The following is a 24155-nucleotide window of genomic DNA, read 5'->3' as shown; positions in this document are numbered from 1 at the left end:
CGTAATGCGTACCTCAACCTCTTTCTTGTTGGGCGGCGTGGCCTTGCTCGCGGCTTTGCCGGTCCTGTTGTCGGCAGGGCTGCTCAATGCCGCCGTGCAGATGTTGATCGCCGCCCTGTTCGCCAGCGCCTACAGCCTGTTGGCAGGCCGCGCCGGGATGCTTTCCTTCGGACACGCGGCCTACTTCGGCGTGGGCGCTTTTGCCACCGTCCATGCCATGAACGCGCTCGGCGGCACTGGCTTGCTACCCACGCCGTTGATGCCGTTGGTCGGAGCCGTTGCGGGGCTTGCGTTCGGCGTGGTGGCGGGGTGGTTCGCCACCCAGCGCAGCGGCACGGCGTTTGCCATGATCACGCTGGCCATCGCCGAGTTGCTGCACTCGCTCGCCCCGCAGCTCAAAGGCCTCTTCGGCGGTGAATCGGGTATCTCTGCCATGCGGATGCCAGCATGGGGCTTCACCTTTGGGTCCACCACCCAGGTGTATTACCTCACGCTGGTCTGGGTCCTGATCTCCCTCTTGCTCTTGCATTTCCACACGCGGACACCGGCAGGCCGTCTGACGCTGGGGCTGCGCGAGAACAGCCACCGCCTGCGCTTCCTGGGCTATGACGTGCACCTGCTCAGCGTGTCGGCCTTCGCCATCTCCGGCCTTTTCTCCGGGGTGGCAGGCGGTCTGCAGGTGCTGGCCAACGAAGCCGCCAACTATGTGGTCTTCGATCCGAGCGTGTCGGCCAGCGTGGTGCTCAACAGCTATATCGGTGGCGTCGGCGTGTTCCTGGGGCCTGCGCTGGGCGCCGCGCTCATGAGCTTCTTCGGATATGCCGTGTCGGACAAAACCCAGGCGTGGCTGCTCTACCAAGGCGTGCTTTTTGTGCTGGTCATGATGTTCATGCCGCAAGGCCTGGTCGGCCTGTGGGACGCCGCGGCAGCCCGCGTGCGCCGGCTTGGCGCGGCGCGCGCGGTGCCCTTGCTATTCGCCTGGCTCGTCGCGGCCCTGCTGTTGACTGCTGGTGCAGTATTCCTGATCGAACTGCTGCAGCGCCTGTGCTCGCAGGAGTATCGCGCGCTCGCCGCGCAAGCGGCGGCGCTGCCTCCCGTGACCATGTTGAAGGAAACGTGGGAAGTGACCCGCGTCACCACCTGGGCCTGGCCATTGGGCTTGCTGACCCTGGGCGGCGGCTTGCTGGCTTTCGCAAACAAGCGACTGAAAACCACGGAGGAACACACATGAACGCGCCCATCCTCCAGCTTCGAGGGCTGTGCAAGTCGTTTGGCGACACCGAGATCATTCGAGGCGTGGACCTCGACGTGGCAAGCGGCGAGCGCCGCGCCTTGATCGGTCCCAATGGCGCTGGAAAATCGACCTTGTTCCATCTGATCTCGGGCAACCTCGGCGCCACCGCCGGAACGGTCGCCTTTGAGGGGTGCGACATCACCGGCTGGGCGCCACAGCGCGTGAACCGGCTGGGGCTCGCGCGATCCTTCCAGATCACCAACATCTTTCCCAAGCTGACGGTGTTCGAAAACGTCCGCCTGGCGGTGATGCGTCAGCATCCGCAGCCGACCGCCTTTTGGCGCCGGGTCGACCGGTTGCCCGCAGTGCGCGAGGCCACGGAGCGATTGCTCGAGCAGGTGCGCCTGCACACCCGCTCCGCCACCCTCGCAGGCGGCCTCAGCTATTCCGAACAGCGGTCGTTGGAGATCGCCATGACAGTGGCGTCGGACCCCCAGCTCATCCTGCTCGACGAGCCCATGGCGGGCATGTCGAGCGAAGAGACCGACTACACGCTGCATCTGATCCGCGAGGTCACCGCCGGCCGAGCGCTGCTGATCGTAGAACACGACATGGACGTTGTCTTCAAGCTGGCCGACCGCATCAGCGTGCTCGTGTATGGCCAGGTGATTGCTACCGGAACTCCTGAGGAGATCCGTCAGCACCGGGGCGTGCGGGAGGCCTATCTGGGCGAGGAGGTCGCCGCATGAACAGCTTGCTTCAGGTGGAAGACCTGCACGCCTATTACGGCAAGAGCCACATCCTGCAGGGCGTGGGCTTTGGGGTGGGCGAAGGGGAGGTGCTGAGCCTGTTGGGCCGCAACGGGTCGGGGCGGTCCACCACGCTCAAGGCCCTGATGGGCCTGGTTCCGCCCAGCCGGGGCAGCGTGCGCCTGGCGGGTCAGGAGATGGCCGGATCCCCGCCCAGCCGGATCTGCCGCGCGGGCCTGGCTTACGTGCCCGAGGAGCGCGAGGTGTTCGCCAATCTCACGGTGGACGAGAACCTGCGGATGGGTGAGCAACCTGCTGTCCCCGGCGCGCCGCGCTGGACGGTGCAGCAGATGTTCGACTACTTCCCCCGGCTCAAGGAGCGGCGCCACACGCGCGCCGGAAGCTTGTCGGGCGGCGAGCAGCAGATGCTCACCATCTGCCGCTCCCTCCTGGGCAACCCACGGGTCATCCTCATCGATGAACCGACCGAAGGGCTCGCGCCCATGATCGTGGCCCAGGTCGGCGAGTGCATCCGCGACATGCGGGCCCAGGGAGTTTCCGTGGTCCTGGTGGAGCAAAAGCTCGCCATCGCGCTCAAGGTGTCCGACCGCGTTTGCGTGATGGGCCATGGCCGCATCGTGTTCGAGGGCACGCCCGCCCAACTGCAATCCGACCCAGGCCTGCTCGCGCAGTGGCTGGCCGTCTAAGGAATTCCCGCATGTCCGACAAAGTCATCATCTCCTGCGCGGTCACCGGCTCGGTGCATACGCCCACCATGTCGCCCTACCTGGCGATCACGCCCGAACAGATCGCCGAGCAGGCCATCGAGGCATCCGAAGCCGGCGCCGCCATCCTGCACCTGCACGCACGCGATCCCGGTGACGGGCGGCCCACCCCGGACCCGACGATCTTTGACCGGTTCGTGCCGCGCATCAAGGCCGCCACCGACGCCATCATCAACATCACCACGGGCGGCAGCACCCGCATGACGCTGGCCGAGCGGCTTGCCTACCCGTTGCAGGCGGCGCCCGAGATGTGCTCGCTCAACATGGGGTCCATGAATTTCTCCATTCACCCCGTCGTGCGCAAGATCTCGCAGTGGCAGCACGCATGGGAGCAGCCCTACGTGGAAGGCATGGAGGACCTGATCTTTCGCAACACCTTCGCCGACATCAAGCACATCTTGCAGGTGCTGGGCCGCGAGCGCGGGACGCGGTTCGAGTTCGAGTGCTACGACATGGGTCATCTCTACACCCTGGCCCATTTCCGCGACGAGGGGTTGATCGATGGCCCCATCTTCCTGCAGTGCATCTTCGGAATCCTGGGTGGCCTGGGCGCCGATCCGGAGAACCTCGTCGCCATGCGCACCACGGCCGATCGCCTGTTCGGTCGGGACGGCTACCGCTTCTCTGTGCTGGGAGCCGGGCGCCACCAGATGCCGCTGCTGACCATGGCCGCGGTGATGGGCGGCAACGTGCGTGTCGGGCTGGAAGACAGCCTCTATCTGGGCAAAGGCCAGCTGGCGACCAGTTGCGCCGAGCAGGTGCGCAAGATCCGCCGCATTCTTGATGAACTGTCCCTCGACGTCGCGTCACCCGCCGAGGTCCGAACCATGCTGGCGCTCAAAGGCGCCAATGCCGTCAACTTCTGACCCACCCACCCACACCCACTATGAAAAAACTTCTTCTTCAAGATCGCGTCGCCATCGTCACAGGCGCGGGCGGGGGCCTCGGCCGTGCGCATGCGCTGGAATTGGCCCGCCAGGGTGCGCGCGTTGTCGTCAATGACCTGGATGGTTCCGACCATGGCGCCGCTGCGCAGACCGTCGTGGCCGAGATTCGTGCGCTGGGAGGCGAAGCGCTCGTGCACCTCGGTGACGTCACGCAGCCTGATGAGATGGAGCAGATGGCGGCACAGGCCCTCAACGCGTGGGGGCGCATCGACATCCTCATCAACAATGCCGGCATCCTGCGCGACAGGACCTTTGCCAAGATGGCGCTGGAAGACTTCCGCCGGGTGCTGGAGGTGCACGTGATGGGGGCGGTCCATGCCACCCGGGCGGTTTGGGCGCAGATGCAGGAGCAGCACTACGGCCGCATCGTGATGACCACCTCGTCCTCGGGGCTCTACGGCAATTTCGGCCAGGCCAACTACGGTGCCGCCAAGATGGCGCTGGTCGGTCTCATGCAGACCCTTGCACTCGAGGGTGCCAAGCGAAACATCCGCGTCAATTGCCTGGCCCCATCGGCCGCGACCGGAATGACCGACGGCGTGTTGCCGCCCGACGCGCTCGCCCGGCTCACGCCAGAACAGGTCAGCCCGGCACTGATTCCCCTGGTCTGCGAAGATGCTCCCAGCCGCACCATCCTGCTGGCCGGTGCGGGGAGCTTCGAGGCCGCACACATCACCATGACGCGCGGCATCCACATCGCTGGCCAGGCGGGTGTAGCCGAGCAGTTACACAGGCGTCTGTCGGAGGTCCAGAACCGCATCGGGGAACGTGTGCCAGAGTCAGGCTGGGAGCAGTACCAGCATGAGCTGAGCAAGGGCCAGTTCGTCTTGGAGGGTGTGGCATGACTGGCGCGCTGCAAGGGCAGGTAGCCTGGATCACTGGGGCCGGTTCCGGCATTGGCTTGGCCGCGGCCCGTGCGCTCGCTAGCGCGGGTGCCACGGTGGTGCTGTCCGGCCGGCGGCCGGACCCACTGGAGGCCGCTGCTGCGCACATCCGCGCCACGGGCGGGGTGGCCGAGGTCGCCGCGCTGGACGTGACGGACGCCGAGGCCGTGGCGGCGACGGCCTCGCAGATTCTGCAGCGGCATGGCAATCGCATGGATGTGCTGGTGAACTGCGCGGGTACCAACACCCCTGAACGGTTCTGGCGTGACCAGTCTGCCAAGGGCTGGCGCCAAGTCATCGCGACCAACATGGACAGCATTTTCTACACCACATACGCGGTGCTGCCCGCGATGCGCGCGCGCCGCAGTGGGCTGGTGATCAATGTGTCGTCGTGGGCCGGCGTCCATCACCCCAAGCTCACCGGGCCGGCCTACAACGGCAGCAAGCACGCCGTGGTCGCGATGACCGAGACCATCAACATGGAAGACGGCGTGCATGGCATACGCGCCTGCAGCCTGTGCCCTGCCGAGGTGGCCACCCCCATTCTCGACACGCGGCCCACGCCGCCAACGGCGGAGGAGAGGGCCCGCATGCTGCAGCCGGACGATGTGGGGCGCGCCATCCGCTTCATGGCCGAGCTGCCTGCCGGTGTGTGCATCAACCAGCTTGTCATCAGCCCCACCTGGAACCGCTTCTACATCAACGACCTGTGAGGCCTGTTCCGTTCGCGAATTCCCAACCCAGGAGACGATGTGATGCCAAAGAAGAAGATATTGTTCGCAACAGGCTACCTGGCGGTTCTGTTGGCGACCGCTGACCGGGCCCATGCACAGCCGCAGGCATGCGCAGAGATGCTGGCGGCGGCCATTCCGTCGACCGCCATCGGCCTGCCGAGCGGCGACGGAAAGGTGACCGAAGTGGCGGTCGTTCCGGCCGCCGGATCGAATGCGTCTGCCACGCCCGCGCACTGCCGTGTCACAGGTACCCTGGCGCCGGTCAACCCGCAGGCGCCGGCGATCACTTTTCGCTTGGCATTGCCCGTCGCTTGGAACGGAAAGGTGATGATGTTCGGTGGCGGCGGCTTCGATGGCATGCTTCCCAACGTGGCGGGCAACGTGCCGGCGGGGCCGACGGACCAGCCCACACCCCTGGGGCGCGGCTACGCGACGTTCGGCAGCGATGCGGGCCATCAGGCCAACGCTTCCGGCTCGCTGGACGGGCGGTTCCTCCAAAATGACGAAGCGGTGCGCAACTTCGGCGGCGAGGCGCTCAAGAAGACGCGCGACGCGGCCCTGTTCCTGATCAGCCGACACTACGCGCAAGGCAAGCCGCAAAAGGCTTATTTCGCTGGCGGGTCCACCGGCGGGCGGGAAGCGCTCTCGCTGGCGCAGCGCTGGCCGGACGACTGGGACGGCATCATCGCCTGGTATCCCGCATGGAATCAACTGTCCGCCATGCTGGGCGGACACCGTGTCAGCCGTGCCCTGGCGCAAAAGGGGGCCTACCCCAACCCCGCCAAGCGCGCAGTGCTGCACCGTGCTGTCCTGGAGACCTGCGACTTGCTGGATGGTGTGGCCGACGGCGTGGTCAGCAACCAGACGCGTTGCAACGCACGCTTTGATCCAACGGTGGCGCGCGTCGCGGGTTCTCCCTTGCGCTGCCCCAACGGCATCGACGCCGGTGACACCTGCCTTTCCGATGCGCAGATCGCCGCGCTGACCACCATGAACACCGCTGCGCGGTTCAACTTTTTCCTGGCCAGCGGCTCGACGAGCTATCCCGGCTACAACGTCTGGGGCGCGTCACTCGGCGCTGCGGGCGGGTCGTCGCCCGTGCATCCCATCGAGACCTTCCTCAACCTGGGAACCGAGCAGCCAGCGATGCCCGTGCCTTCCGGGGCACCCTACATCACCAAGCAACTGGACCAGATGATCAAGCTGGGCGTCACACGGGACCTGGCATTCGACTCGCTGACGTTGGACCCGGAGAACCCTGGCCCCTGGGCTTCCCGCCTCAGCGCTTTCAGCACCATGCTGGATGTCGGTTCGGACCTCACGGCCTTTGCCGCTCGGGGAGGTAAGTTGCTGCTCGCGCATGGGGTATCGGACGTGCTGGTGAGCGCCCGGGCGACCGCGCAGTATTACCAGCGCCTGCAGGCGCAGATGGGAGCTTCCCGGGTGGATTCGTTTGCACGCTATTACGAAGTGCCTGGTTACGGCCACGCGGTCAGTACTGTGTTCAACGCCACCTGGGATTCATTGAGCGCGTTGGAAAACTGGGTGGAGAAAGGCATTGCGCCCAAGGACCAGGTAACCACCGATACGGTCGGCGTTCCCGGTCGCAAGCGCCCCCTGTGCGAATATCCCACGTGGCCCCGGTACCGTGGCGCGGGGGACGTGAATGCTGCGGAGTCTTACGGCTGTTCCACGGACTTCTGAGCCGGGGGCCAAAGAAAAATGGACCTGCCAAATGTCGTTCAAGTATTCCTTCGACAACCGAGTCCAAGGTCTTGAACTCAGTAGGCCACCTCGCGGGTCTCCACGATAATAGTGACTTTAGACTTGAATTTACCCTTGCCCTGTATGCGCTATCAGCTATAAATTGAGGAGCGTTTGCAGGCCCGGTGCACAACGCTCCCTCCCCTTGCACGCCCTCACTCCCGGATCTGCCGCCCCGTGAGCTTGAGGAACAGGTCCTCCAGATTGGCCGGCCGGTGCAATGTGCGCAGGTGGCCGTGCTGGCCCAGCGCCTGCAGCAGCGGCTGGGCGTTCTGGGTGTAGAAAAACACGGTCTCGCCACTGACTTCCACGCGCGCGGCCAGGGCGCGCAGCGCGGGGTCTTCGGCCATCTGGACGGCGCCCACGCCAAACACTTCCACCACATCGGGCTCCAGGTGCTGGGCGATCAGCGCGCGCGGGGCGCCTTCGGCGATCTTGCGGCCGTGGTCCAGCACCAGCAGGCGCGAGCACAGGCGCTCGGCCTCGTCCATGAAGTGGGTGGTCAGCAAAATCGACGTGCCCTGCTGCAGCAGCAGTTGCAGCCGCTCCCACATCAGGTGGCGCGCCTGCGGGTCTAGGCCGGTGGTGGGTTCATCGAGCAGCAGCAAGCGCGGGTTGTTGACGAGGGCCCGTGCCAGCGACAGGCGCCGCTTCATGCCGCCCGACAGCTCGCCGGGCTTGGCATCGGCCTTGGCGGTGAGGGCGGCAAACTCCAGCAACTGGGGCACGCGCTCGTCCATCACCTTGCCATTGAGGCCAAAGTAGCGGCCGAACACGCGCAGGTTTTCGGCACAGGTGAAGTCCGGGTCCAGGGTGTCGAACTGCGTGACCACGCCCCACCGGGCCTTGATGGCCAGCGCATCGCGCGGCATCTGCAGGGGCGCGGCGCCTGGCTGCGGCGTGAAGTGCACCGTGCCGCCATCGGGGGCCGTGAGGCCCAGGCACATGCGGATGGTGGTGGTCTTGCCCGCGCCGTTGGGGCCGATGACGCCCAGGCATTCGCCAGGGGCGATGGCAAACGACACGTTGTCCACCACCGGGGTGTCGCCATACGATTTGCGCAGGCCGATCACGTCGAGCAGGGGCGTCTGCGGGGGAGAAGTTTCAGGCAAAAAAAGGCCTCTCACGCTCGATTGGTCTACGGGTTTAGCTCTAAAAACAGGAGCAAATGCGGCGCCTACTGGAAAGCCACTTCGGCAAAACTGCGCAGCTTGCGGCTGTGCAGACGCTGCACGCCACCCTCGCGCAAAATTTCGATGGCGCGCATGCCGATACGCAGGTGCTGATCGACCCGCTCGCGGTAGAAGTGGTTGGCCATGCCGGGCAGCTTGATCTCACCGTGCAGGGGCTTGTCGCTCACGCACAGCAGCGTGCCGTAGGGCACCCGAAAGCGAAAGCCGTTGGCTGCGATGGTGGCGCTTTCCATGTCCAGCGCCACGGCGCGGCTTTGGCTGAAGCGCCGCTGGGGCAGGTTGTCGGGCAGCAGCTCCCAGTTGCGGTTGTCGGTGCTGGCCACGGTGCCGGTGCGCATGATGTGCTTGAGTTCGCTGCGGCCCAGTTGCGTGACGTCGGCCACGGCTTGCTCCAGGGCCACCTGGATTTCGGCCAGTGCGGGAATGGGCACCCACAGCGGTAGTTCTTCATCCAGCACATGGTCTTCGCGCACATAGGCGTGGGCCAGCACGTAGTCGCCCAACTGCTGGCTGTTGCGCAGGCCGGCGCAGTGGCCCAGCATCATCCAGGCGTGCGGGCGCAGCACGGCGATGTGGTCGGTGATGGTCTTGGCGTTGGACGGGCCGACCCCGATGTTGACCATGGTGATGCCGCTGCGGTCGGCCCGCATGAGGTGGTAGGCGGGCATTTGCGGCAGGCGCGGCAGTGGTGCGCCCAGCGCGTCGCCTGGCTGCTCGGGCAGGCCCACGCGGCGCGTGACCACGTTGCCGGGTTCCACAAAGGCGACGTATTCGCTGTCCGGGCGCGCCATCTCGGCGTGGCCCAGGCGCACGAATTCATCAATGTAGAACTGGTAATTGGTGAACAGCACGAAGTTCTGGAACCACTCGGGCGCCGTGCCCGTGTAGTGGCGCAGGCGGTGCAGCGAATAGTCCACGCGCGGCGCGGTGAAAAGCGCCAGGGGCTGCGCTTCGCCGGGGCGGTGCTGGTAGGTGCCATTGGCGATGCCGTCGTCCATGGCGGCCAGGTCGGGCAGGTCGAACAGGTCACGCATCAGCATGCGCCGCTCGGGTGAGAGCTGGCCCTCGACATGGTCGTGCTCGGCAAACGAGAAGTGGATGGGAATAGGGTGGGCGCTGGTGCCCACTTCCAGCTCTACGCCATGGCTCTGGCGCAGCAGGCGGAACTGCTCGTGGTAATAGTCGCCAAACAGGTCGGGCCGCGTGAGCGTGGTTTCGAAATGGCCCGGTCCCTCGACAAACCCATAAGCCAGCTTGCTGGCCGACCGAGCCACCGTGGTGGTGTGCACGCGCACAAAGGGGTAGAAGGCGCGTACCGGGGCTGGTGGTGTCTGCCCGGCTACAAACTCCTGCATGGTGCTGCGCAGATGGTCTATTTGCTGCTGGTAGATGCGCTGCACCTGGGACAGTGCGCTGGCAGGATCGGTGTGGCGGGTGGGTGCAATGAAATGGGGGGTTTGGGGCATGTGCCTATTGTCCATGTCCTGGATGGCTTTTTTGTTGCAGCCAGGCGTGCGTGGCGGCGGCATCCAGTGCGGCAGACACCACGTAGCCCTGGATCAGGTCGCAGCCCAAGCTGCGCAGCATGTCGCTTTGTGCAGGGGTTTCCACGCCCTCGGCCACTGTTTTGAGTTGCAGGCTGCGGGCCATCTGGATGATGGCGGTAATGATGGCTTCGTCGTCGGTGTTGCCGGGCGTGTCGACGACAAATGAGCGGTCGATCTTGAGTTTGTCGATCGGGTAGCGCTTGAGGTAGGCCAGCGAGGAATAGCCGGTGCCGAAGTCGTCGATGGAAATCCCCACGCCCAGGGCCTTGATGGCTTTGAGGGTGTCCAGTATTTGGCCGGCCTGGTGCATCAGCACCGATTCGGTCAGCTCGATTTCCAGGAAGCGTGGGGGCAGGCCTGTGGCCTGCAGCGCGGCGGCGATGTCGGCCGCCATGTCGCGCTGGCGGAATTCGAGCGCCGACAGATTCACGGCCATGGGCACCAGGGCCAGGCCTTCGTCTTGCCAGGCCTTGAGCTGGCGGCAGGCCTCGTGCATGACCCAGTGGCCGATCGGGGCGATGAGCCCGCGCGATTCAGCGAAGGCAATGAACTCGACCGGACTGACCAGGCCGCGCACCGGGTGTTGCCAGCGCACCAGGGCCTCTATGCCCTGGAGGCTGCCGTCGGCCAGGCTGACCTGGGGCTGGTAATGCAGCACAAAAGCGTTGTGGGCGATGGCCTCGCGCAACATGCGCTCTTGCTGCAGTACCTCCATGGCCCGGCTTTCCATGCCTGGCTGGTAGCGCTGGCGGTTGCCGCGCCCGCTTTCTTTGGCGTGGTACATGGCGGCGTCGGCATTGCGTAGCAGGGCGTCGCCCGTTTCGCCATCGTCCGGGTACAGGCTGACGCCGATGGATGGCGACATGGTGACGAGCTGCTGGTTCAGCGTGAAGGCGCCGTGCATGCTTTCGAGCAACCGGTCGGCCATGCGCAGGGCGCTGTCAGCATCGAGTGCGTTGGCCAGCACCACAACGAATTCGTCGCCGCTGAGCCGTGCCACCATGCCAGCCTCTCCTACGCATTGGCTCAGGCGCTGGGCCACCTCGCGCAGCAACTGGTCGCCTGCGTGGTGGCCCAGCGAGTCGTTCACTGTCTTGAAATGGTCCAGGTCGACAAACAGCACGGCGGCGTGGCCCTGGCGCTGGCGGGCCTGGTCAACAACCCTGCCCAACTGCTCCATCAGGTGGCGCCGGTTGGGCAGCTCGGTGAGGGTGTCGTGCAGGGCCAGGAAGGCCTCGCGCTCCTGTGCCCGTTTGCGTGCCGTGATGTCGCGCAGGATGACGATGCGGTAGTCCCCGTGCAGTTCCGGCATGGTTTTGCCCACGGCTTCGACCGGGATCGTGCGGCCGTCTTTATGGCGAAAACTCACTTCGTAAGGGTCCTCGCGTCCGCTGCGGGTGTATTCCAGCGCCACGGGGCGATATTCCGGGCTGATGAAATGGAAGATCGACAGGCCCAGAACCTCGTGCAGCGCATAGCCGGTCAAACGGGTCAGGGCTTCGTTGCCGTCGGAGATGAGGCCGTCGCGGTGGAAGACGATGGCTTCGTGCGTGGCATCGGAAAACTTGCGCATGCGCTCTTCGGTCTGCCGCATCGCCTGGTCGGCGCGCCAGCGCTCGGTGATGTCGGTGATCAGCACGAAACAGCCCACCGGCTCGGGCGTGCTGGCCATGTGCGGGATCAGGTGCACCTCAATCATGCGTATTTCGCCGTTGGGCAGCGTCTGCTCGCGGGTGTACTTCACGCGCTCGCCGCGCTTGCTGCGCTCTACATAGGGCGCAATGGCCAGCCATGCGCGGGTGCCAATGGCTTCCTCCACGGACCGGTTCAGCATCGATTCGGGGGTTTGGCCGTGGTATGCGGCATAGCCCTGGTTGGCGAATCGGCAGAGCAGGCTGGGCAGCTCGAAATAAGCCATCAATGCCGGCACGGAATCCGCGATCAGGCGCAGCAGCGAATCGCTGGGTTCAGCCTGGGTGGCGGAGGGTGCATCGATGGATGGGGAGTGCATAAGAGCCGCTGGTTACAAAGGTTTATAGCCGATTGCCCGCAGGAGTGGATAGGTGCAAATCAGGAGAGTGCGGTTTTCAGACGGGCCCTGCGGCCGCGTCGGTCGAGGTTTCTGGCAGCATCGGGGTGCAACAACAACCAGGGGAGGAAGGCGCGCATGCTGGGAGCCGAGAACTTATTCGCCGCCATGGCCACGCTGGCCAGTGCGCTGGGTTGCGGATTGTTGATGGGGGTTGAGCGTGAGCGCCGCAAGGGAGAGGAGCCGTTTCGCGCCCTGGCCGGGGTGCGTTCGTTTGCCCTGGCCTCGCTGGCCGGGGCGGTTGCGGCGCTCATGGACTCCATGGCGCTGGTGGTTGTTGGGGCGGCCTTCATTGCGGCCCTGGGCTTGGCGGCCTATGCCCGCGACCGCTCGGAGTTCCCCGGTGTGACCACGGAAATCGCCCTGTTTCTGGCCTACCTGATTGGCGTGTTGTGCGTGCACAACCCGGTGCTGGCTGCCGGGCTGGCGGTGGTGGTGACCGGCTTGCTGGCGGCGCGCGAAGGCTTGCACCAGTTTGCCCGCCACTGGCTGCAGCCCGGTGAGGTGCGCAGCGGCCTGGTGCTGGCGGCGCTGGTGTTGTTGGTCGCCCCGCTGGTGCCCGATGGGCCACTGTGGCAGGGCCTGCTGCATCCGCAAGCGGTGGTGCGCCTGCTGCTGGTGCTGCTGGTGATCCAGTCGCTGGCGCATGTGGGCCGGCGCTTGCTGCAGGCCCGCCAGGCGATGGCCTTGTCGGCGCTGGCGTCGGGTTTTGTGTCCAGCACGGCCACCATCGGCAGCTTGGGCATGGAGGTGCGCGCAGGGCGGGTTCAGGCGCGTGACCAGGCCGGTGCCGCCGTGCTGTCGTGCGCGGCGACCATGGCACAGATGGTGGTGGTGGCGGCGACCGTGCAGCCCGACTGGCTGGCGCTGCTGTGGTTGCCGGCCCTGGCCGGTGCGGTGACCGCCGTTGCCTGGAGTTGGTGGTGGGCACGCAACAACACAACGCGCACCGATGCGGGCGAGAGCGCGGCGGGGCTTCCCCAGTTGCCTCCCGATACGGCCATGTTCAAGCTGCGCGATGCGGCCATGATCGTGCTGCTGCTCACCACCATGCAGATGGCGGTGCAGTGGCTGACACAGTGGCTGGGCGATACCGGCATGCTGTTGGGCACCTTGCTGGCGGCGTTGGCCGATGTGCGTGCCGCGACCGCAGCGGTACTGCTGCGCGGTGGGCCGGAGAGTGCAGCGGCTACCGCTATTCAAACGGCACTGATGGCCGCCTTGCTGCTGCATGCCTGCAGCAAATGCGTGGTGGCGCTGGTCAGTGGTGGCCGCCAATACGCTCTGGCCGTGGCGCCGGGCATCGTGGCCCATACCTTGGCGTTTGTGGGTGTGCTGGCGGTTGTCTGATTCCATTTCTAAATCATCCGTGTCGTTGTTGCTTCGCCTTGCCGTGCTACAGCACTGTCTGCGGCTTCGCGCCTAGACACGAATGATTTGGAAACAGAATGACGTTTTGCGCAGGTGTTGGAAGGGCCGCACCGGATAATCGGGGCATGACGTCCCCCTCCCCCCAAGCCAGTGCGGCATTCAGCACCCTGGCCCTGAACCCCGCCACCCTCGAAAACTTGCAGCAACTGGGGTACACCCGGATGACCCCCATCCAGGCGGCCAGCCTGCCGCCCGCGCTGCTGGGCAAAGACCTGATCGCCCAGGCCAGCACCGGCAGCGGCAAGACCGCCGCCTTCGGCCTGGCCCTGCTGACGCGGCTGAACCCGCGCCGCTTTGCCGTGCAGGCGCTGGTGCTGTGCCCCACGCGCGAGCTGGCCGACCAGGTGGCCACCGAAATCCGCCGCCTGGCACGCGCCGAGGAAAACATCAAGGTCGTGACCCTGTGCGGCGGCGTGCCGCTGCGCGGCCAGATGTTGAGCCTGGAGCATGGCGCGCACATTGTGGTGGGTACGCCCGGCCGCGTGATGGACCACCTGGAGCGTGGCCACCTGACGCTCGAAGCCCTCAACACCCTGGTGCTCGACGAAGCCGACCGCATGCTCGACATGGGCTTCTTCGACGACATCGCCACCGTGGCGCGCCAGTGCCCGAAAGAGCGCCAGACCCTGCTGTTCTCGGCCACTTACCCGGAAGGCATCGCCAAGCTGAGCCAGCAGTTCATGAAGAGCCCGCAGCAGATCACGGTGCAGGCGCAGCACAGCGCGACCAAAATTGAGCAGCGCTGGTACGAAGTGAAGGAGAGCGAGCGCCTGCACGCGGTGTCGCTGCTGCTGGGCCATTTCCGGCCCGAGTCGTCCATCGCGTTCTGCAACACCAAGCAGCAGTGCCGCGACCTCGTTGGCGTGCTGCAGGCGCAGGGCTACAGCGCGCTGGCCTTGTTTGGTGAACTGGAGCAGCGCGAGCGCGACCAGGTGCTGGTGCGCTTTTCCAACCGCAGCTGCTCGGTGCTGGTGGCCACCGACGTGGCGGCGCGCGGGCTCGATATTGCCGACCTGGCCGCCGTCATCAACGTGGACGTGACGCCCGACCCTGAGGTGCACATCCACCGCATCGGCCGCACTGGCCGGGGCGACGCCGAGGGCCTGGCGCTGAATCTGGCCAGCATGGACGAGATGGGCAGCGTGGGCAAGATCGAGCAGCTGCAGGGCCGCGAATCGCGCTGGTACCCGCTGGCCGAACTCACGCCCACCGGCAGCGGCCCGCTGCTGCCGCCCATGGCCACGCTGCAGATCATCGGCGGGCGCAAGGAGAAGATCCGCGCGGGCGATGTGCTGGGCGCGCTCACCGGCGACATGGGCTTCACGCGCGAGCAGGTCGGCAAGATCAACGTGAACGACTTTTCCACCTACGTGGCGGTGGACCGCGCCATCGCGGCCCAGGCCGTGCAGCGCCTCAACAGCGGCCGCGTGAAGGGCAAGAGCGTCAAGGCGCGGTGGGTAACCGAGGGCGAAAATTTTGAATGAAATCGGCCTTTGGCGCTTTCCCATCAAGCGCTAGCAGCTATTGATTCAGTAGCGTCTTCGTGCCATCACGGGCGCGCGCTGGCCGCTTCCAGCATCTTCACCATGGCCGCGTAGCCGCGCTGGCGCGCGAGCTGCAGCGGCGTGTTGCCGTGGCGGTCGGCGAGCCGGGTGCTGGCGCCCGCGTCCAGCAGCGCCTGGAGCGTGGCCTGGTGGCGCGCGCCGCCGTCGCCGAGCACGATGGACTCGATCAGCGCCGTCCAGTGCAGGTTGTTCACATGGTCCAGCGGCGCGCCGGCCGCGATGAGCTGGCGCACCACGCCCACATGCCCCAGGTGGGCGGCGGCGATCAGCGCCGTGCCGTCGTAGCGGCTGGTCACTTGCCTGGCGCTGGCGCCCAGCTGCAGCAGCAGGCGCAGCGTGTCCTCGTCATCGGCCACGGCGGCGATGGTGACCGCGTCGTAGCGGTCGTTTTCCAGCAGGTCGAGCGCCGCGCCGGCCTGGGCCAGCAGGCGCACCGCCTCGCGCTGGCGCGCGAAGGTGGCCACGTGCAGCGGCGTGCGCCCGTAGGCATCGCGTGCGTTCACGTCAGGCCGACCGGCCAGCAGCCGCTGCAGTGCGGCCGTGTCGCCACGCGCGGCGGCGGCGTGCAGGCCCTGGTAGGCGGCGATCTCGCTGGCCGTGGGCGGCACCTGGGCTTGTGCCAGCGGCGTCAGCAGCAGTGCGGCGGTCAGTGCCAGCGGCAAGGTAGGGCATCGAAACACGGCATATTCCTCTCAATTCATCATCCCTGTGCTGCACAGGATTTGCGGCCTTGGCTACTGGCGCTGCCCAGGCCAGTGGCCACCGCGCAAGGGCCGCCCCGCCGCGCTGGTGGCGTCCCCCTTCCGCATCGCGCAGCGATGCCAGAGAAGGGGGAAGGCGCGTAGCGCCACAGGGGGTTGTTTCACTTCAGTTGGTCCTGGACCTTGGCAATGGCCGCCATGGCGCACTGCTCGTCCAGGTGGCCGCCGGGCGCGCCGCCCACGCCCACGGCGCCGATGACCTCGTTGCCCACCTTCACCGGCACGCCGCCGCCCAGCAGCAGGTAGCCGGGGATCTGGCCCAGGTTGGCCGCGGCGGGGTTCTTCTGCGCACCTTCCATGATGGCCTGCGTGGTGTTCTTGGCCGAGGCCGAGGTATAGGCCTTGAGGCGGCTGGCCTCCAGCGTGTGCGGGCCGGCGTTGTCGGCGCGCTGCACGGCGCGCACGGTACCGGCGCGGTCGACCACGGTGGCCGTCACGTTGTAGCCGCCGGCGGTGCAGGCGGCCACGGTGTGCGCGGCGATCTGGTTGGCCAGGTCGAGCGACATGTTGCGCTCGGTGCGCACGCCTTCGGCGCTGGCGACCGTGGCGATGAAGGCGAGGGCGATGGCGGTGGTCTTGAAGGCGTGGTGCATGGCGTTCTCCGGTGTGTGTGCTTCGGCGCCACCCGTTGCGGCGCCGTGGGAGCACTGTAGAAAAAGCCGCCACGCCGCGCCATGCGGACGGCTACGCGCGCGGCTCCGTAGAACTACGGAGCCCGCGCTGGGCGGGTGCCTTATTCCACCAGCGCGGCGTAGCGCCGGATGAGCTGGGCCAGCGAGTCCACGCCGAGCTTGGCGAACAGGTTGGCGCGGTGCGTCTCCACCGTGCGCGGCGAGAGGGTGAGCGCGCGGCCGATCTCCTTGTTCGTCAGCCCCTCGACGATCAGGCCCAGCACCTCGCGTTCGCGCGCCGAGAGCTGGGCGTGGCGCTCGCGCGAGCGCACATGCTGGCGCACGGCGTTCTGCAGGGCCTCGATGAGCACTTCGTCGTGCACCGGCTTTTCGAGGAACTCGGCCGCCCCGGCCTTGAAGGCGCGGCGGCACATATCCACCGTGCCGTGGCCGGTGAGCAGGACCACGGGCTGGTCCGCGCCCTGGGCCTGCAATTGCTCCAGCACGGTCAGGCCGCTGGTGCCGGGCATGCGTACATCAAGCACGATGGCGCCGATGCTGGCGCGGTCGAACCCGGCCAGGAAGGCCTGCGGGTCGGCCCAGGCCTGCACGCGCAGGCCCACGGTGGCGATGAGCAGGCCCAGGCCCTCGCGCACGGCGGCATCGTCGTCCACGAGGTGGATGAGGGGCGAGAGGGAGGAGGCGCTGTCGTTCATGGCATGGGCGTGGCGGCGGGCAGTAGGAGCACGAAGGCCGCGCCCCGGCCGTTGCCGGGGGCGAGCTGGAGGCTGGCGCCCATGGCCTGGGCCAGGCTTTCGCACAGCGGCAGGCCCAGGCCGAGGCCGCCCGCGCGCGTGGTGTAGAAAGGTTCGAACAGGTGCTCGCGCACCTCGGGTGGGATGCCGGGACCGTGGTCGCGCACCGTGAGCTGCACCTGGCTGGGGGTGGGTGTGCTCAGGTGCAGTTCCAGTCGGCGCTCGGCGGCAGGCACCTGCTCCAGCGCCTGCAGCGCGTTCACCACGAGGTTGTGCACGATCTGCTGCAGCGCCACGGTCTCGGCGAGTACGGCGGGCAGGTTGGGCTCGGCGTGCACCTCGGGCACCACGGCGCGGGCGCGGCATTCGGGCTCCAGCAGGTGCAGCGCGTCGTGCACGGCGGCGGGCAGCTGCAGCTGCAGCGGCTGCGCCTGGCCGGCGAGGTCGGGGCGCTCGACCATGCGGCGCAGCCGGCCCACCACGTCGGAGGCGCGGCGGGCCTGTTCCACCGCGCGGGCCATGGCGGTGCGGGCGGTGTCCAGGTCGGGCGGGTCGTCGCCCAGCAGGCGCTGTGCGGCCTGCGTGCCTGACAGCAGCGCGGTGAGGGGCTGATTGAGTTCGTGCGCCATGCCGGCGGCGAGTTCGCCCAGGGTGTTCAGGCGCGCTACCTGGCCCAGGCGCAGCAGTTCCTCGGCGCGCCGGCGTGCCACGCGGTGGCGCCACAGCGCGCGCCCGGCCACGGCGGCGGCGGCCGTCGCCGCGCACCAGCCCAGCATGGCGAGCCAGGGCAGTTCGCCCCAGCCGACCACGCGCAGCGCCACCACGTCGAGCGGCTGGCTCGGCGAGGCCAGGGTCTTGCGGAATCCGTAGACCCAGCCGTGCTCCGGCGTGCGGCCGGGCTGCACGGTGAAGGCCTGGCCGGCGTGCTCCAGCGTCACGCGCACGGGGCTGGCGGCGCGGTCCATGGGCCACTCGTCGCGGGGCACGGTGGCCTGCAGGTCGATGTGCAGCGCGTAACTCGCGGGTGTGCTGGCCAGCACCAGGTGGTAGCGCCCGGCGGCCAGATCGGGGCGGGCCAGCGCGGCGTGGCCGGTGGCGCGCGAGGCGGCCTCGGCGGCGTCCAGCCCGGGCGTGGCGGCGGGCCAGGCGCCGTTGGCCGGTCTGCGCAGAACATCGAGGATCTGCGGGTACACCGAGGGCAGGCGTGGCAGCGCGGCGTCGGCGCCACCCTGCTCGGGCGCGGGCGGCTGCAGCAGCGCCAGGGTGGAGAGGATGGCGTCGTGCTGCACCGCACGCTGGCTCAGCAGGCGGTGGACGATGCGTGCGTCCGTCTCGAACGCCGCCTGCAGTTGCTGCAGCCGCGCATGCGCCAGCCACCCGGCGCCCACAGCGGCGACCAGGATGCAGGCCAGCGCGGCGGCGGTGCGGCGGTGCCATGCCTTGTTCATGGCGGTGATTCTGGCACGGGGTGGGGTTGCGGGTCTGGTGTAATCCGGGGCCATGTCTTCCACAGAATCTTCCACGCGCCCCTGGCTCACGCAGGCCCATCTGCTGCGCGCCACCATTGAGCTGCTGCCCACCGATGTGGAAGCCCATTTCGACGACCTGAAGGATGTGTGATGCGACGCCCCCTGAGGCGCTGCGCGCCTTCCCCCCGCTCTCGTATCGCTGCGCGATACGGGCAGGGGAATGCTCCCAGCGCGGCGGGGCGGCCCTTGCGCGGGAGCCCTGGCCTGGGCCGCGCCGGTGTCATCCGCCGGGTGACACACTGAACGATGGAGCACTGAAATGATCGCTGTTTTGCAAAGGGTGCGCGAGGCGCGCGTGGACGTGGCGGGCGAGACCGTGGGCGCCATCGGTGCGGGCCTGCTGGCGCTGGTGTGCGCCGAACGCGGCGATACCGAGGCTGAGGCCGACCGGCTGCTGGCCAAAATGCTCAAACTGCGCATCTTCAGCGACGATGCCGGCAAGATGAACCGCAGCGTGCAGGACATCGGGGGTGGCCTGCTGCTGGTCAGCCAGTTCACCCTGGCAGCGGATACCACCACCGGCAACCGCCCAGGCTTTTCGCAGGCCGCAGCCCCCGAAGACGGGCGCAGGCTGTTCGACTACTTCGTTGCCCAGGCCCGCGCTGCCCACCCCGTGGTGCAGACCGGGCGCTTTGCCACCGAGATGCAGGTGCACCTGGTCAATGACGGGCCGGTGACGATACCGCTGCGCATGGCTCCAGCGGGTGTTTGAATGAAAAAAGATAGCTTCTCACGCTTGTCCTATAAGCGCTAGAAGCTATTTTTGCTGGAAGTTACTGGCGATAAAAAAAGATCGCCGTCATCACCAGCCCGGTGAGCACGATACCCCCGCGCAGCCAGGGCGCGGGGATGCGCCGGGCCACGCGGGCGCCGCCGTAGCCGCCCAGCGTGGCGGCCACCATCATCATCAGCGCCTGGGGCCACAGCACAACGCCGCCTGCGGCGTAAATAGCCACGGCAATGGCGGTGAGCAGGGCCGAGACCCAGTTTTTGAGCCCGTTCATGGCGTTGAGATTGGTTTGCCCCAGCAGCCCGAACAGTGCCAGCAGCAAGATGCCCAGCCCGCCGTTGAAGTAGCCCCCATAGGCGGCGACGATGAGCACGCCAGCCGTGGCCTTGGCGGTGGACGGCTTGCCGCCCGCCGTCCATTCGCGCAGCTTGGGCCCCAGGACAAACAGCAGCGTCGCAGCCAGCAGCAGCCAGGGCACGATGATCGAGAACATGTCGTTGGATGTGACCAGCAGCAGCCCCGCGCCCGCTGCACCCCCGATGAGCGAGAGCAGCACCAGGCGCAGCATGGAGAGTCCCGGCGGCGGCTGCGTGTCTTCCCGAAATCCCCAGGCCCCCGCCGCGTAGCCCGGCAGCAGCGCCACGGTACCGGTGGCGTTGGCCACCACAGGGGGCACGCCGGTGAATACCAGCGCGGGCAGCGTCAGAAAGCTGCCGCCTCCGGCAACGGCATTGAGGGCACCGGCGACGAAGGCGGCGGTGAGGAGCAGAACGGTGTCGTACATGGAGGTTGTGGCGAAAGGGGCCGTCTTGGGTCGTTTGGGTGCATATTAGGTGTAAAACGACACAATATCTCGACCTATTAATAGCAAATAAGGTTGTATTGCTATGTGAGAACGTGTTCAATGTCTTTTGGTAGATCGCATTGGAGTGCAATCGGGATGAGTGGGTGGCCCAGATGCGCCGCATGGGCTCGTGCCCATGCCAGCAGATGGGGCGCCCAATCGCCCGATTTCACTCCAACCCTTGGGGCAAGTGCCTTTTCGGGCGGTCTGCGGCGTTGCAGCGCTTGTCCATAGCCGGGCTATGGACGGCGCACTGCGCCTTGCATCCCATCCCGAAAAGGTACTTGTGCGACTCCAAAAGACATTGAACACGTTCTGAGGGATGGTGCCATTGCCGCGCTGTGTTAGGCGGCATAAGGGTCGGCAAACCCCAGTTCCTGCAGGATGGCTGTCTCGTAGGCCTCCATCTCCTGCGCGTCCTGCTCGCTGGCTTCGTGGTCCCAGCCCTGGGCGTGCAGCGTGCCGTGCACCAGCAGGTGGGCGTAGTGTTCCTCCAGGCTCTTGTTCTGCTCGCGCGCCTCGCGCTCGACCACGGGGGCGCAGAGCACCAGGTCGGCGGTGACCACGGGCTCCTGGGTGTAGTCGAAGGTGAGCACGTTGGTGGCGTAATCCTTGTGCCGGTAGTCGCGGTTGAGCTGGCGGCCTTCCTCCTCATCGACGATGCGCACGGTGATCTCGGCGTCCAGTGCCAGGGCGTGGCGAATCCAGCGCGTGACCTTGTGGCGCGGCAGTGCAGCGCGGTGTGCGGCGACGTCGTCAAAACGGCCGAACTGCAGCGACAGGGTGAGTTGATTAAGTGTCATTCTGGCCTCTGGCGCCCTATATGCAAGCGCATACAGCTATGAAAAATGTAGTAATCGAATTCAGGTGCGTGGCGCTGGGCGGGTGCGCTGGGCATCGTAGGCATCGACAATGCGAGCGACCAGCGGGTGGCGTACCACGTCGGCACTGGTAAAGCGCGTGACGGCAATGCCCTTGACGCGCTTGAGCACGCGCTCGCCGTCGATGAGGCCGCTCATGGCGCCCTTGGGCAGGTCGATCTGGCTCACGTCACCCGTGACCACGGCCTTGGCGCCAAAGCCGAGGCGGGTGAGGAACATCTTCATCTGCTCGGGCGTGGTGTTCTGCGCTTCGTCGAGGATGACGAAAGCGTTGTTCAGCGTGCGCCCGCGCATGAAGGCCAGCGGGGCAATCTCGAGCGCGTTGCGCTCGAATGCCTTTTGCACTTTGTCATAGCCCATCAGGTCGTACAGTGCGTCGTACAGCGGGCGCAGATACGGGTCCACCTTCTGCGCCAGGTCGCCGGGCAGAAAGCCCAGGCGTTCGCCCGCCTCCACGGCGGGGCGGGTGAGCACGATGCGCTGCACGGCGCTGCGCTCCAGTGCATCGACCGCGCAGGCCACGGCCAGATAGGTCTTGCCCGTGCCGGCCGGACCAATACCGAAGGTGATGTCGTGCGTGGCGATGTTGTCCAGGTACAGGGCCTGTGTGGGCGTGCGCGCCCGCAGGTCGGCGCGGCGCGTGGCCAGCGGGGAAGGGGCGGTTTCGCTTTCGGCGGTGATGGCGCCATCGCCTGCCAGCATGAGCTGCAGGTGCTCTTCGGTGATGGGGCGCTCGGCCATCTCGTACACCGCCTGCAGCACCTCCAGGGCCTGCGTAGCGCGGGACTTGGGGCCATCCACCTTGAACTGCTCGTGCCGGTGGGCAATACTGACCTGAAGCGCAGCTTCGATCGTGCGCAAGTGGCTATCGGCAGGCCCGCACAGGTGCGTGAGGCGGGTGTTGTTGTGGGGAGTGAAGGTGTGGCGCAGGATCACGTTGATAATTCCGTCGGAATGCGCCGAACGGCGACAAAGGACTTCAATGATAGGCAAATTGACCGGCACCCTGCTGGAGAAGAACCCGCCCGAGGTGCTGGTGGATTGCGCGGGCGTGGGCTACGAGGTGCAGGTGCCCATGAGCACCTTCTATAACCTGCCTGCCGTGGGGCAGCAGGTGGGCCTGCTTACGCAATTCATCGTGCGCGAGGATGCGCAGTTGCTGTACGGCTTTGGCACCGCTACGGAGCGCGCGGCGTTCCGCGAGCTGATCAAGATATCGGGCGTAGGCCCGCGCACGGCGCTGGCCATTCTGAGCGGCATGGGTGTGCAGGATCTGGCGCAGGCGATCACGCTGCAGGAGGCCGGTCGCCTGGTCAAGGTGCCGGGCATCGGCAAGAAGACCGCAGAGCGCCTGCTGCTCGAGCTCAAGGGCAAGCTGGGGGCTGAGATGGATGGTGTGCGTACGCACGCAGGCACGCAAGCGCAGGCCGATATTCTCCAGGCCTTGCTGGCGCTGGGCTACAACGACAAAGAAGCGGCCGCCGCGCTCAAGGCTTTGCCAGGTGATGTGGGAGTGAGCGAGGGGATCAAGCTGGCGCTGAAGGCGTTGGCGAAATAATGGCAATAACGGGACGAAAAATGATGAATAACTGGAAACGTGCGGGTTCCGCGGCCGTTGCATTTTTGGTGGCCGCACTGGTCGGTTGTGGCGGTAGCTTTGAGGGGGCGGAGCCTCCATCAGCGACGGTGCTGCGGGTCGAGGGGCGGTCAATGTCGGAGCCGGGGGCTGCCTTGCCCTCCATGGTCAAGTCCCGCGAGGCGGTCTTGGTGACGACGACAAGCCGCGTGATGCTGGGGCCGCTGGAAGCGTCTAAAAGCTTGGTGTCGACGGAGTGGGGGCGGCAATTGGTAGGCGTAGGGCGCGATATTGGGGTGACCAGTACGCCGGACCAGACCCTGCAGCATCTGCGCTGGAATAGAACCCCTGCAGGGGGGCAGGTTGCGGCGGTCAGTTTCACCGCACAGGATGCGAAAGGTCTGCGCTTGGGAGTACAGATAGACGCCCTTCCTGGTGCTGCCAAACTGCGCATCTACAGCCAGGAGCGCAACAGCATCGTCTTCCAGATCACGGGGGAGGAGTTGTTGCAGCGTATCCAGGGCAATGTCAATGCAGGAGACAGCAGTAAAGAAGCGCGGACTTGGTGGACTCCCGATTTGGGTTCGGAAGAGGTGACTTTGGAAGTCGAATTACCAGTGAACGTGGATACTTCGGCACTCAAAATTTCTGTGCCGCGCTTGTCGCATATCTTTAGTGAGCTAAATTTGCTTGGCGAGCCGGAAGGGCAGGCCAAAATCAATGAATCTGCTGACTGCCATCTGGATGCGACTTGTGATGACACCTATGCCAATCAGCGAAATGCAGTTGCACGAATGCTGTTCAACAATGGGGGGCGTACTTATTTGTGCACAGGTACGCTGCTTAACGACTTCAAAAATTCAGGGATCCCGTACTTTTTAAGTGCAAGCCATTGCATCTCGAACCAGACAGTGGCATCGACGATCCAAACAGATTGGTTTTATCGCTCGCCAAGCTGTAACAGCCGGTCGCTGTCGAGTGCTAGCAGCAAGCGCTATAACGGTGCTGTGTTGCTGAGTGCCAGCAACAGCACAGATGTATCTTTAATGCGATTGAATGATGCCCCACCGGCGGGCGCCTTTTTTGCCGGCTGGGATGCTTCGCTTGGAGAGTCGGCAACAGGGGCGGCGGTTGCCGGTTTGCACCATCCCCGTGGAGATTTGCTGAAAATCAGCAAGGGGCGTGTGCTTGGCCAGATCGGGTGCACCACGACAGGGGACACCCAGTTCAGTTGCAGTGGTACGAGCGGCAACTTTCAGCGCGTAGCTTGGAGCCAGGGATCAACTGAGGGGGGCAGCAGTGGCTCGGCACTGTTTTCGGGCGACAGGCGCCATGTGATTGGAACGCTGTATGGCGGCGCGGCTTCTTGCACAGCCATGGGTACATCGTTTGATGTGTATGGCCGTTTTGACGTGGCCTACAACGAAAATCTTAGTCAATGGCTTGGTGGTTCTGCCAGTGACAGCAATACGTCCCGAGCACTCGAAAGTATTTTGAAAATACTTCGAGTCTCAAGCATGAGTTAAGATTTTTGTGGAGCGATGGT

General features: G+C 66.1%; 22 protein-coding genes. 12 read left to right on the top strand and 10 right to left on the bottom strand.

Translation table 11 applies throughout. The features are described from left to right. Positions 1–4 precede the first annotated feature (4 nt). Genes C8D04_RS12325 through C8D04_RS12295 form a run of 7 tightly spaced genes read left to right on the top strand, consistent with a single transcriptional unit; the run spans position 5 to position 7037 of the window. Positions 5–1231: a branched-chain amino acid ABC transporter permease gene (locus C8D04_RS12325; protein ID WP_116005117.1), complete on the top strand. Its 1227-nt coding sequence runs from the start codon at positions 5–7 to the stop codon at positions 1229–1231. Next, on the top strand, positions 1228–1983 hold the full coding sequence (locus C8D04_RS12320) for an ABC transporter ATP-binding protein (RefSeq protein ID WP_116005116.1): 756 nt from the start codon (positions 1228–1230) through the stop codon (positions 1981–1983). Before C8D04_RS12325 ends, C8D04_RS12320 begins: the two co-directional genes overlap by 4 nt. Beyond that, positions 1980–2690 carry an ABC transporter ATP-binding protein gene (locus tag C8D04_RS12315; protein WP_116005115.1) on the top strand — a complete coding sequence of 237 codons (711 nt, stop codon included), beginning with the start codon at positions 1980–1982 and terminating at the stop codon, positions 2688–2690. The genes C8D04_RS12320 and C8D04_RS12315 overlap by 4 nt, the downstream gene beginning before the upstream one ends. Positions 2691–2701: 11 nt before the next feature. Continuing rightward, on the top strand, positions 2702–3634 hold the full coding sequence (locus tag C8D04_RS12310; protein ID WP_116005114.1) for a 3-keto-5-aminohexanoate cleavage protein: 933 nt from the start codon (positions 2702–2704) through the stop codon (positions 3632–3634). A gap of 20 nt (positions 3635–3654) precedes the next feature. Further along, a complete protein-coding gene (locus tag C8D04_RS12305; protein WP_116005113.1) occupies positions 3655–4560 on the top strand; it encodes an SDR family NAD(P)-dependent oxidoreductase in 906 nt (301 codons plus the stop codon). Then, positions 4557–5312, top strand: coding sequence for an SDR family oxidoreductase (locus C8D04_RS12300; protein ID WP_116005112.1), 756 nt, complete (start codon positions 4557–4559; stop codon positions 5310–5312). The genes C8D04_RS12305 and C8D04_RS12300 overlap by 4 nt, the downstream gene beginning before the upstream one ends. A gap of 42 nt (positions 5313–5354) precedes the next feature. Beyond that, the gene (locus C8D04_RS12295) at positions 5355–7037 is read left to right on the top strand and encodes a tannase/feruloyl esterase family alpha/beta hydrolase (RefSeq protein WP_116005111.1); all 1683 of its coding nucleotides are present in this window, start codon (positions 5355–5357) and stop codon (positions 7035–7037) included. Between the two features lie 215 nt (positions 7038–7252). Here C8D04_RS12295 and C8D04_RS12290 read toward each other — a convergent pair whose 3' ends face one another. The 3 genes from C8D04_RS12290 to C8D04_RS12280 form a co-directional block, all read right to left on the bottom strand. Continuing rightward, a complete protein-coding gene (locus tag C8D04_RS12290; protein WP_233521166.1) occupies positions 7253–8209 on the bottom strand; it encodes an ATP-binding cassette domain-containing protein in 957 nt (318 codons plus the stop codon). Between the two features lie 65 nt (positions 8210–8274). Next, positions 8275–9756, bottom strand: a complete 1482-nt coding sequence (locus tag C8D04_RS12285; protein WP_116005110.1) for an AMP nucleosidase — start codon at positions 9754–9756, stop codon at positions 8275–8277. Between the two features lie 4 nt (positions 9757–9760). Next, on the bottom strand, positions 9761–11848 hold the full coding sequence (locus tag C8D04_RS12280) for a bifunctional diguanylate cyclase/phosphodiesterase (protein ID WP_116005109.1): 2088 nt from the start codon (positions 11846–11848) through the stop codon (positions 9761–9763). Positions 11849–12004: 156 nt separating this feature from the next. Between C8D04_RS12280 and C8D04_RS12275 the strand changes: the two genes are divergently transcribed. Next, entirely contained in the window at positions 12005–13276 is a 1272-nt protein-coding gene (locus tag C8D04_RS12275; RefSeq protein ID WP_116005108.1) for a DUF4010 domain-containing protein, read from the top strand. A 146-nt stretch (positions 13277–13422) separates the two neighbouring features. Further along, the gene (gene dbpA, locus C8D04_RS12270) at positions 13423–14841 is read left to right on the top strand and encodes an ATP-dependent RNA helicase DbpA (protein ID WP_116005107.1); all 1419 of its coding nucleotides are present in this window, start codon (positions 13423–13425) and stop codon (positions 14839–14841) included. Positions 14842–14906: 65 nt separating this feature from the next. On the opposite strand, the gene C8D04_RS12265 is transcribed toward dbpA, so the two are convergent. The 4 genes from C8D04_RS12265 to C8D04_RS12250 all read right to left on the bottom strand — a co-directional run bounded on the left by C8D04_RS12265 (position 14907) and on the right by C8D04_RS12250 (position 18497). Beyond that, on the bottom strand, positions 14907–15584 hold the full coding sequence (locus C8D04_RS12265; RefSeq protein ID WP_199563057.1) for an ankyrin repeat domain-containing protein: 678 nt from the start codon (positions 15582–15584) through the stop codon (positions 14907–14909). Positions 15585–15784: 200 nt separating this feature from the next. Further along, a complete protein-coding gene (locus C8D04_RS12260; RefSeq protein ID WP_116005105.1) occupies positions 15785–16276 on the bottom strand; it encodes a heme-binding protein in 492 nt (163 codons plus the stop codon). Between the two features lie 140 nt (positions 16277–16416). After that, positions 16417–17010 (bottom strand): response regulator, encoded by a 594-nt coding sequence (locus C8D04_RS12255; RefSeq protein WP_116005104.1) that lies wholly within the window; start codon positions 17008–17010, stop codon positions 16417–16419. Next, complete coding sequence (locus tag C8D04_RS12250; RefSeq protein ID WP_116005103.1) at positions 17007–18497, bottom strand: ATP-binding protein; 1491 nt, start codon at positions 18495–18497, stop codon at positions 17007–17009. The genes C8D04_RS12255 and C8D04_RS12250 overlap by 4 nt, the downstream gene beginning before the upstream one ends. A 340-nt stretch (positions 18498–18837) precedes the next feature. Between C8D04_RS12250 and dtd the strand changes: the two genes are divergently transcribed. Next, positions 18838–19290 (top strand): D-aminoacyl-tRNA deacylase, encoded by a 453-nt coding sequence (dtd, locus tag C8D04_RS12240; RefSeq protein ID WP_116005101.1) that lies wholly within the window; start codon positions 18838–18840, stop codon positions 19288–19290. A gap of 61 nt (positions 19291–19351) precedes the next feature. On the opposite strand, the gene C8D04_RS12235 is transcribed toward dtd, so the two are convergent. The 3 genes from C8D04_RS12235 to C8D04_RS12220 form a co-directional block, all read right to left on the bottom strand. Further along, entirely contained in the window at positions 19352–20092 is a 741-nt protein-coding gene (locus tag C8D04_RS12235; protein WP_116005100.1) for a sulfite exporter TauE/SafE family protein, read from the bottom strand. A 404-nt stretch (positions 20093–20496) separates the two neighbouring features. Further along, a complete protein-coding gene (gene ybeY, locus C8D04_RS12225; protein WP_116005099.1) occupies positions 20497–20955 on the bottom strand; it encodes an rRNA maturation RNase YbeY in 459 nt (152 codons plus the stop codon). A 60-nt stretch (positions 20956–21015) separates the two neighbouring features. Continuing rightward, positions 21016–21969: a PhoH family protein gene (locus C8D04_RS12220; protein ID WP_116005098.1), complete on the bottom strand. Its 954-nt coding sequence runs from the start codon at positions 21967–21969 to the stop codon at positions 21016–21018. Positions 21970–22015: 46 nt separating this feature from the next. Here C8D04_RS12220 and ruvA point away from each other — a divergent pair, with 46 nt between their 5' ends. Both ruvA and C8D04_RS12210 read left to right on the top strand, forming a co-directional pair. Then, the gene (ruvA, locus tag C8D04_RS12215) at positions 22016–22591 is read left to right on the top strand and encodes a Holliday junction branch migration protein RuvA (RefSeq protein ID WP_116005097.1); all 576 of its coding nucleotides are present in this window, start codon (positions 22016–22018) and stop codon (positions 22589–22591) included. 23 nt (positions 22592–22614) lie between these two features. Further along, positions 22615–24135: a trypsin-like peptidase domain-containing protein gene (locus tag C8D04_RS12210; protein WP_233521165.1), complete on the top strand. Its 1521-nt coding sequence runs from the start codon at positions 22615–22617 to the stop codon at positions 24133–24135. The last annotated feature ends 20 nt before the right edge of the window (positions 24136–24155 follow it).

Source organism: Simplicispira sp. 125 (assembly GCF_003096555.1).
In the GTDB taxonomy this organism is placed as follows: domain Bacteria; phylum Pseudomonadota; class Gammaproteobacteria; order Burkholderiales; family Burkholderiaceae_C; genus Simplicispira.
Note: the sequence above shows the minus strand (reverse complement) of the source record. Positions and strands in the feature narration are given on the sequence as shown.

Coding starts and splice junctions, on each gene's coding strand:
- C8D04_RS12320 (WP_116005116.1), top strand. CDS start 1,228: ATGAACGCGCCCATCCTCCAGCTTCGAGGGCTGTGCAAGTCGTTTGGC.
- C8D04_RS12235 (WP_116005100.1), bottom strand. CDS start 20,092: ATGTACGACACCGTTCTGCTCCTCACCGCCGCCTTCGTCGCCGGTGCC.
- C8D04_RS12280 (WP_116005109.1), bottom strand. CDS start 11,848: ATGCACTCCCCATCCATCGATGCACCCTCCGCCACCCAGGCTGAACCC.
- C8D04_RS12310 (WP_116005114.1), top strand. CDS start 2,702: ATGTCCGACAAAGTCATCATCTCCTGCGCGGTCACCGGCTCGGTGCAT.
- C8D04_RS12250 (WP_116005103.1), bottom strand. CDS start 18,497: ATGAACAAGGCATGGCACCGCCGCACCGCCGCCGCGCTGGCCTGCATC.
- ybeY (WP_116005099.1), bottom strand. CDS start 20,955: ATGACACTTAATCAACTCACCCTGTCGCTGCAGTTCGGCCGTTTTGAC.
- C8D04_RS12285 (WP_116005110.1), bottom strand. CDS start 9,756: ATGCCCCAAACCCCCCATTTCATTGCACCCACCCGCCACACCGATCCT.
- dtd (WP_116005101.1), top strand. CDS start 18,838: ATGATCGCTGTTTTGCAAAGGGTGCGCGAGGCGCGCGTGGACGTGGCG.
- dbpA (WP_116005107.1), top strand. CDS start 13,423: ATGACGTCCCCCTCCCCCCAAGCCAGTGCGGCATTCAGCACCCTGGCC.
- C8D04_RS12325 (WP_116005117.1), top strand. CDS start 5: ATGCGTACCTCAACCTCTTTCTTGTTGGGCGGCGTGGCCTTGCTCGCG.
- C8D04_RS12210 (WP_233521165.1), top strand. CDS start 22,615: ATGAATAACTGGAAACGTGCGGGTTCCGCGGCCGTTGCATTTTTGGTG.
- C8D04_RS12260 (WP_116005105.1), bottom strand. CDS start 16,276: ATGCACCACGCCTTCAAGACCACCGCCATCGCCCTCGCCTTCATCGCC.
- ruvA (WP_116005097.1), top strand. CDS start 22,016: ATGATAGGCAAATTGACCGGCACCCTGCTGGAGAAGAACCCGCCCGAG.
- C8D04_RS12295 (WP_116005111.1), top strand. CDS start 5,355: ATGCCAAAGAAGAAGATATTGTTCGCAACAGGCTACCTGGCGGTTCTG.
- C8D04_RS12300 (WP_116005112.1), top strand. CDS start 4,557: ATGACTGGCGCGCTGCAAGGGCAGGTAGCCTGGATCACTGGGGCCGGT.
- C8D04_RS12315 (WP_116005115.1), top strand. CDS start 1,980: ATGAACAGCTTGCTTCAGGTGGAAGACCTGCACGCCTATTACGGCAAG.
- C8D04_RS12305 (WP_116005113.1), top strand. CDS start 3,655: ATGAAAAAACTTCTTCTTCAAGATCGCGTCGCCATCGTCACAGGCGCG.
- C8D04_RS12255 (WP_116005104.1), bottom strand. CDS start 17,010: ATGAACGACAGCGCCTCCTCCCTCTCGCCCCTCATCCACCTCGTGGAC.
- C8D04_RS12275 (WP_116005108.1), top strand. CDS start 12,005: ATGCTGGGAGCCGAGAACTTATTCGCCGCCATGGCCACGCTGGCCAGT.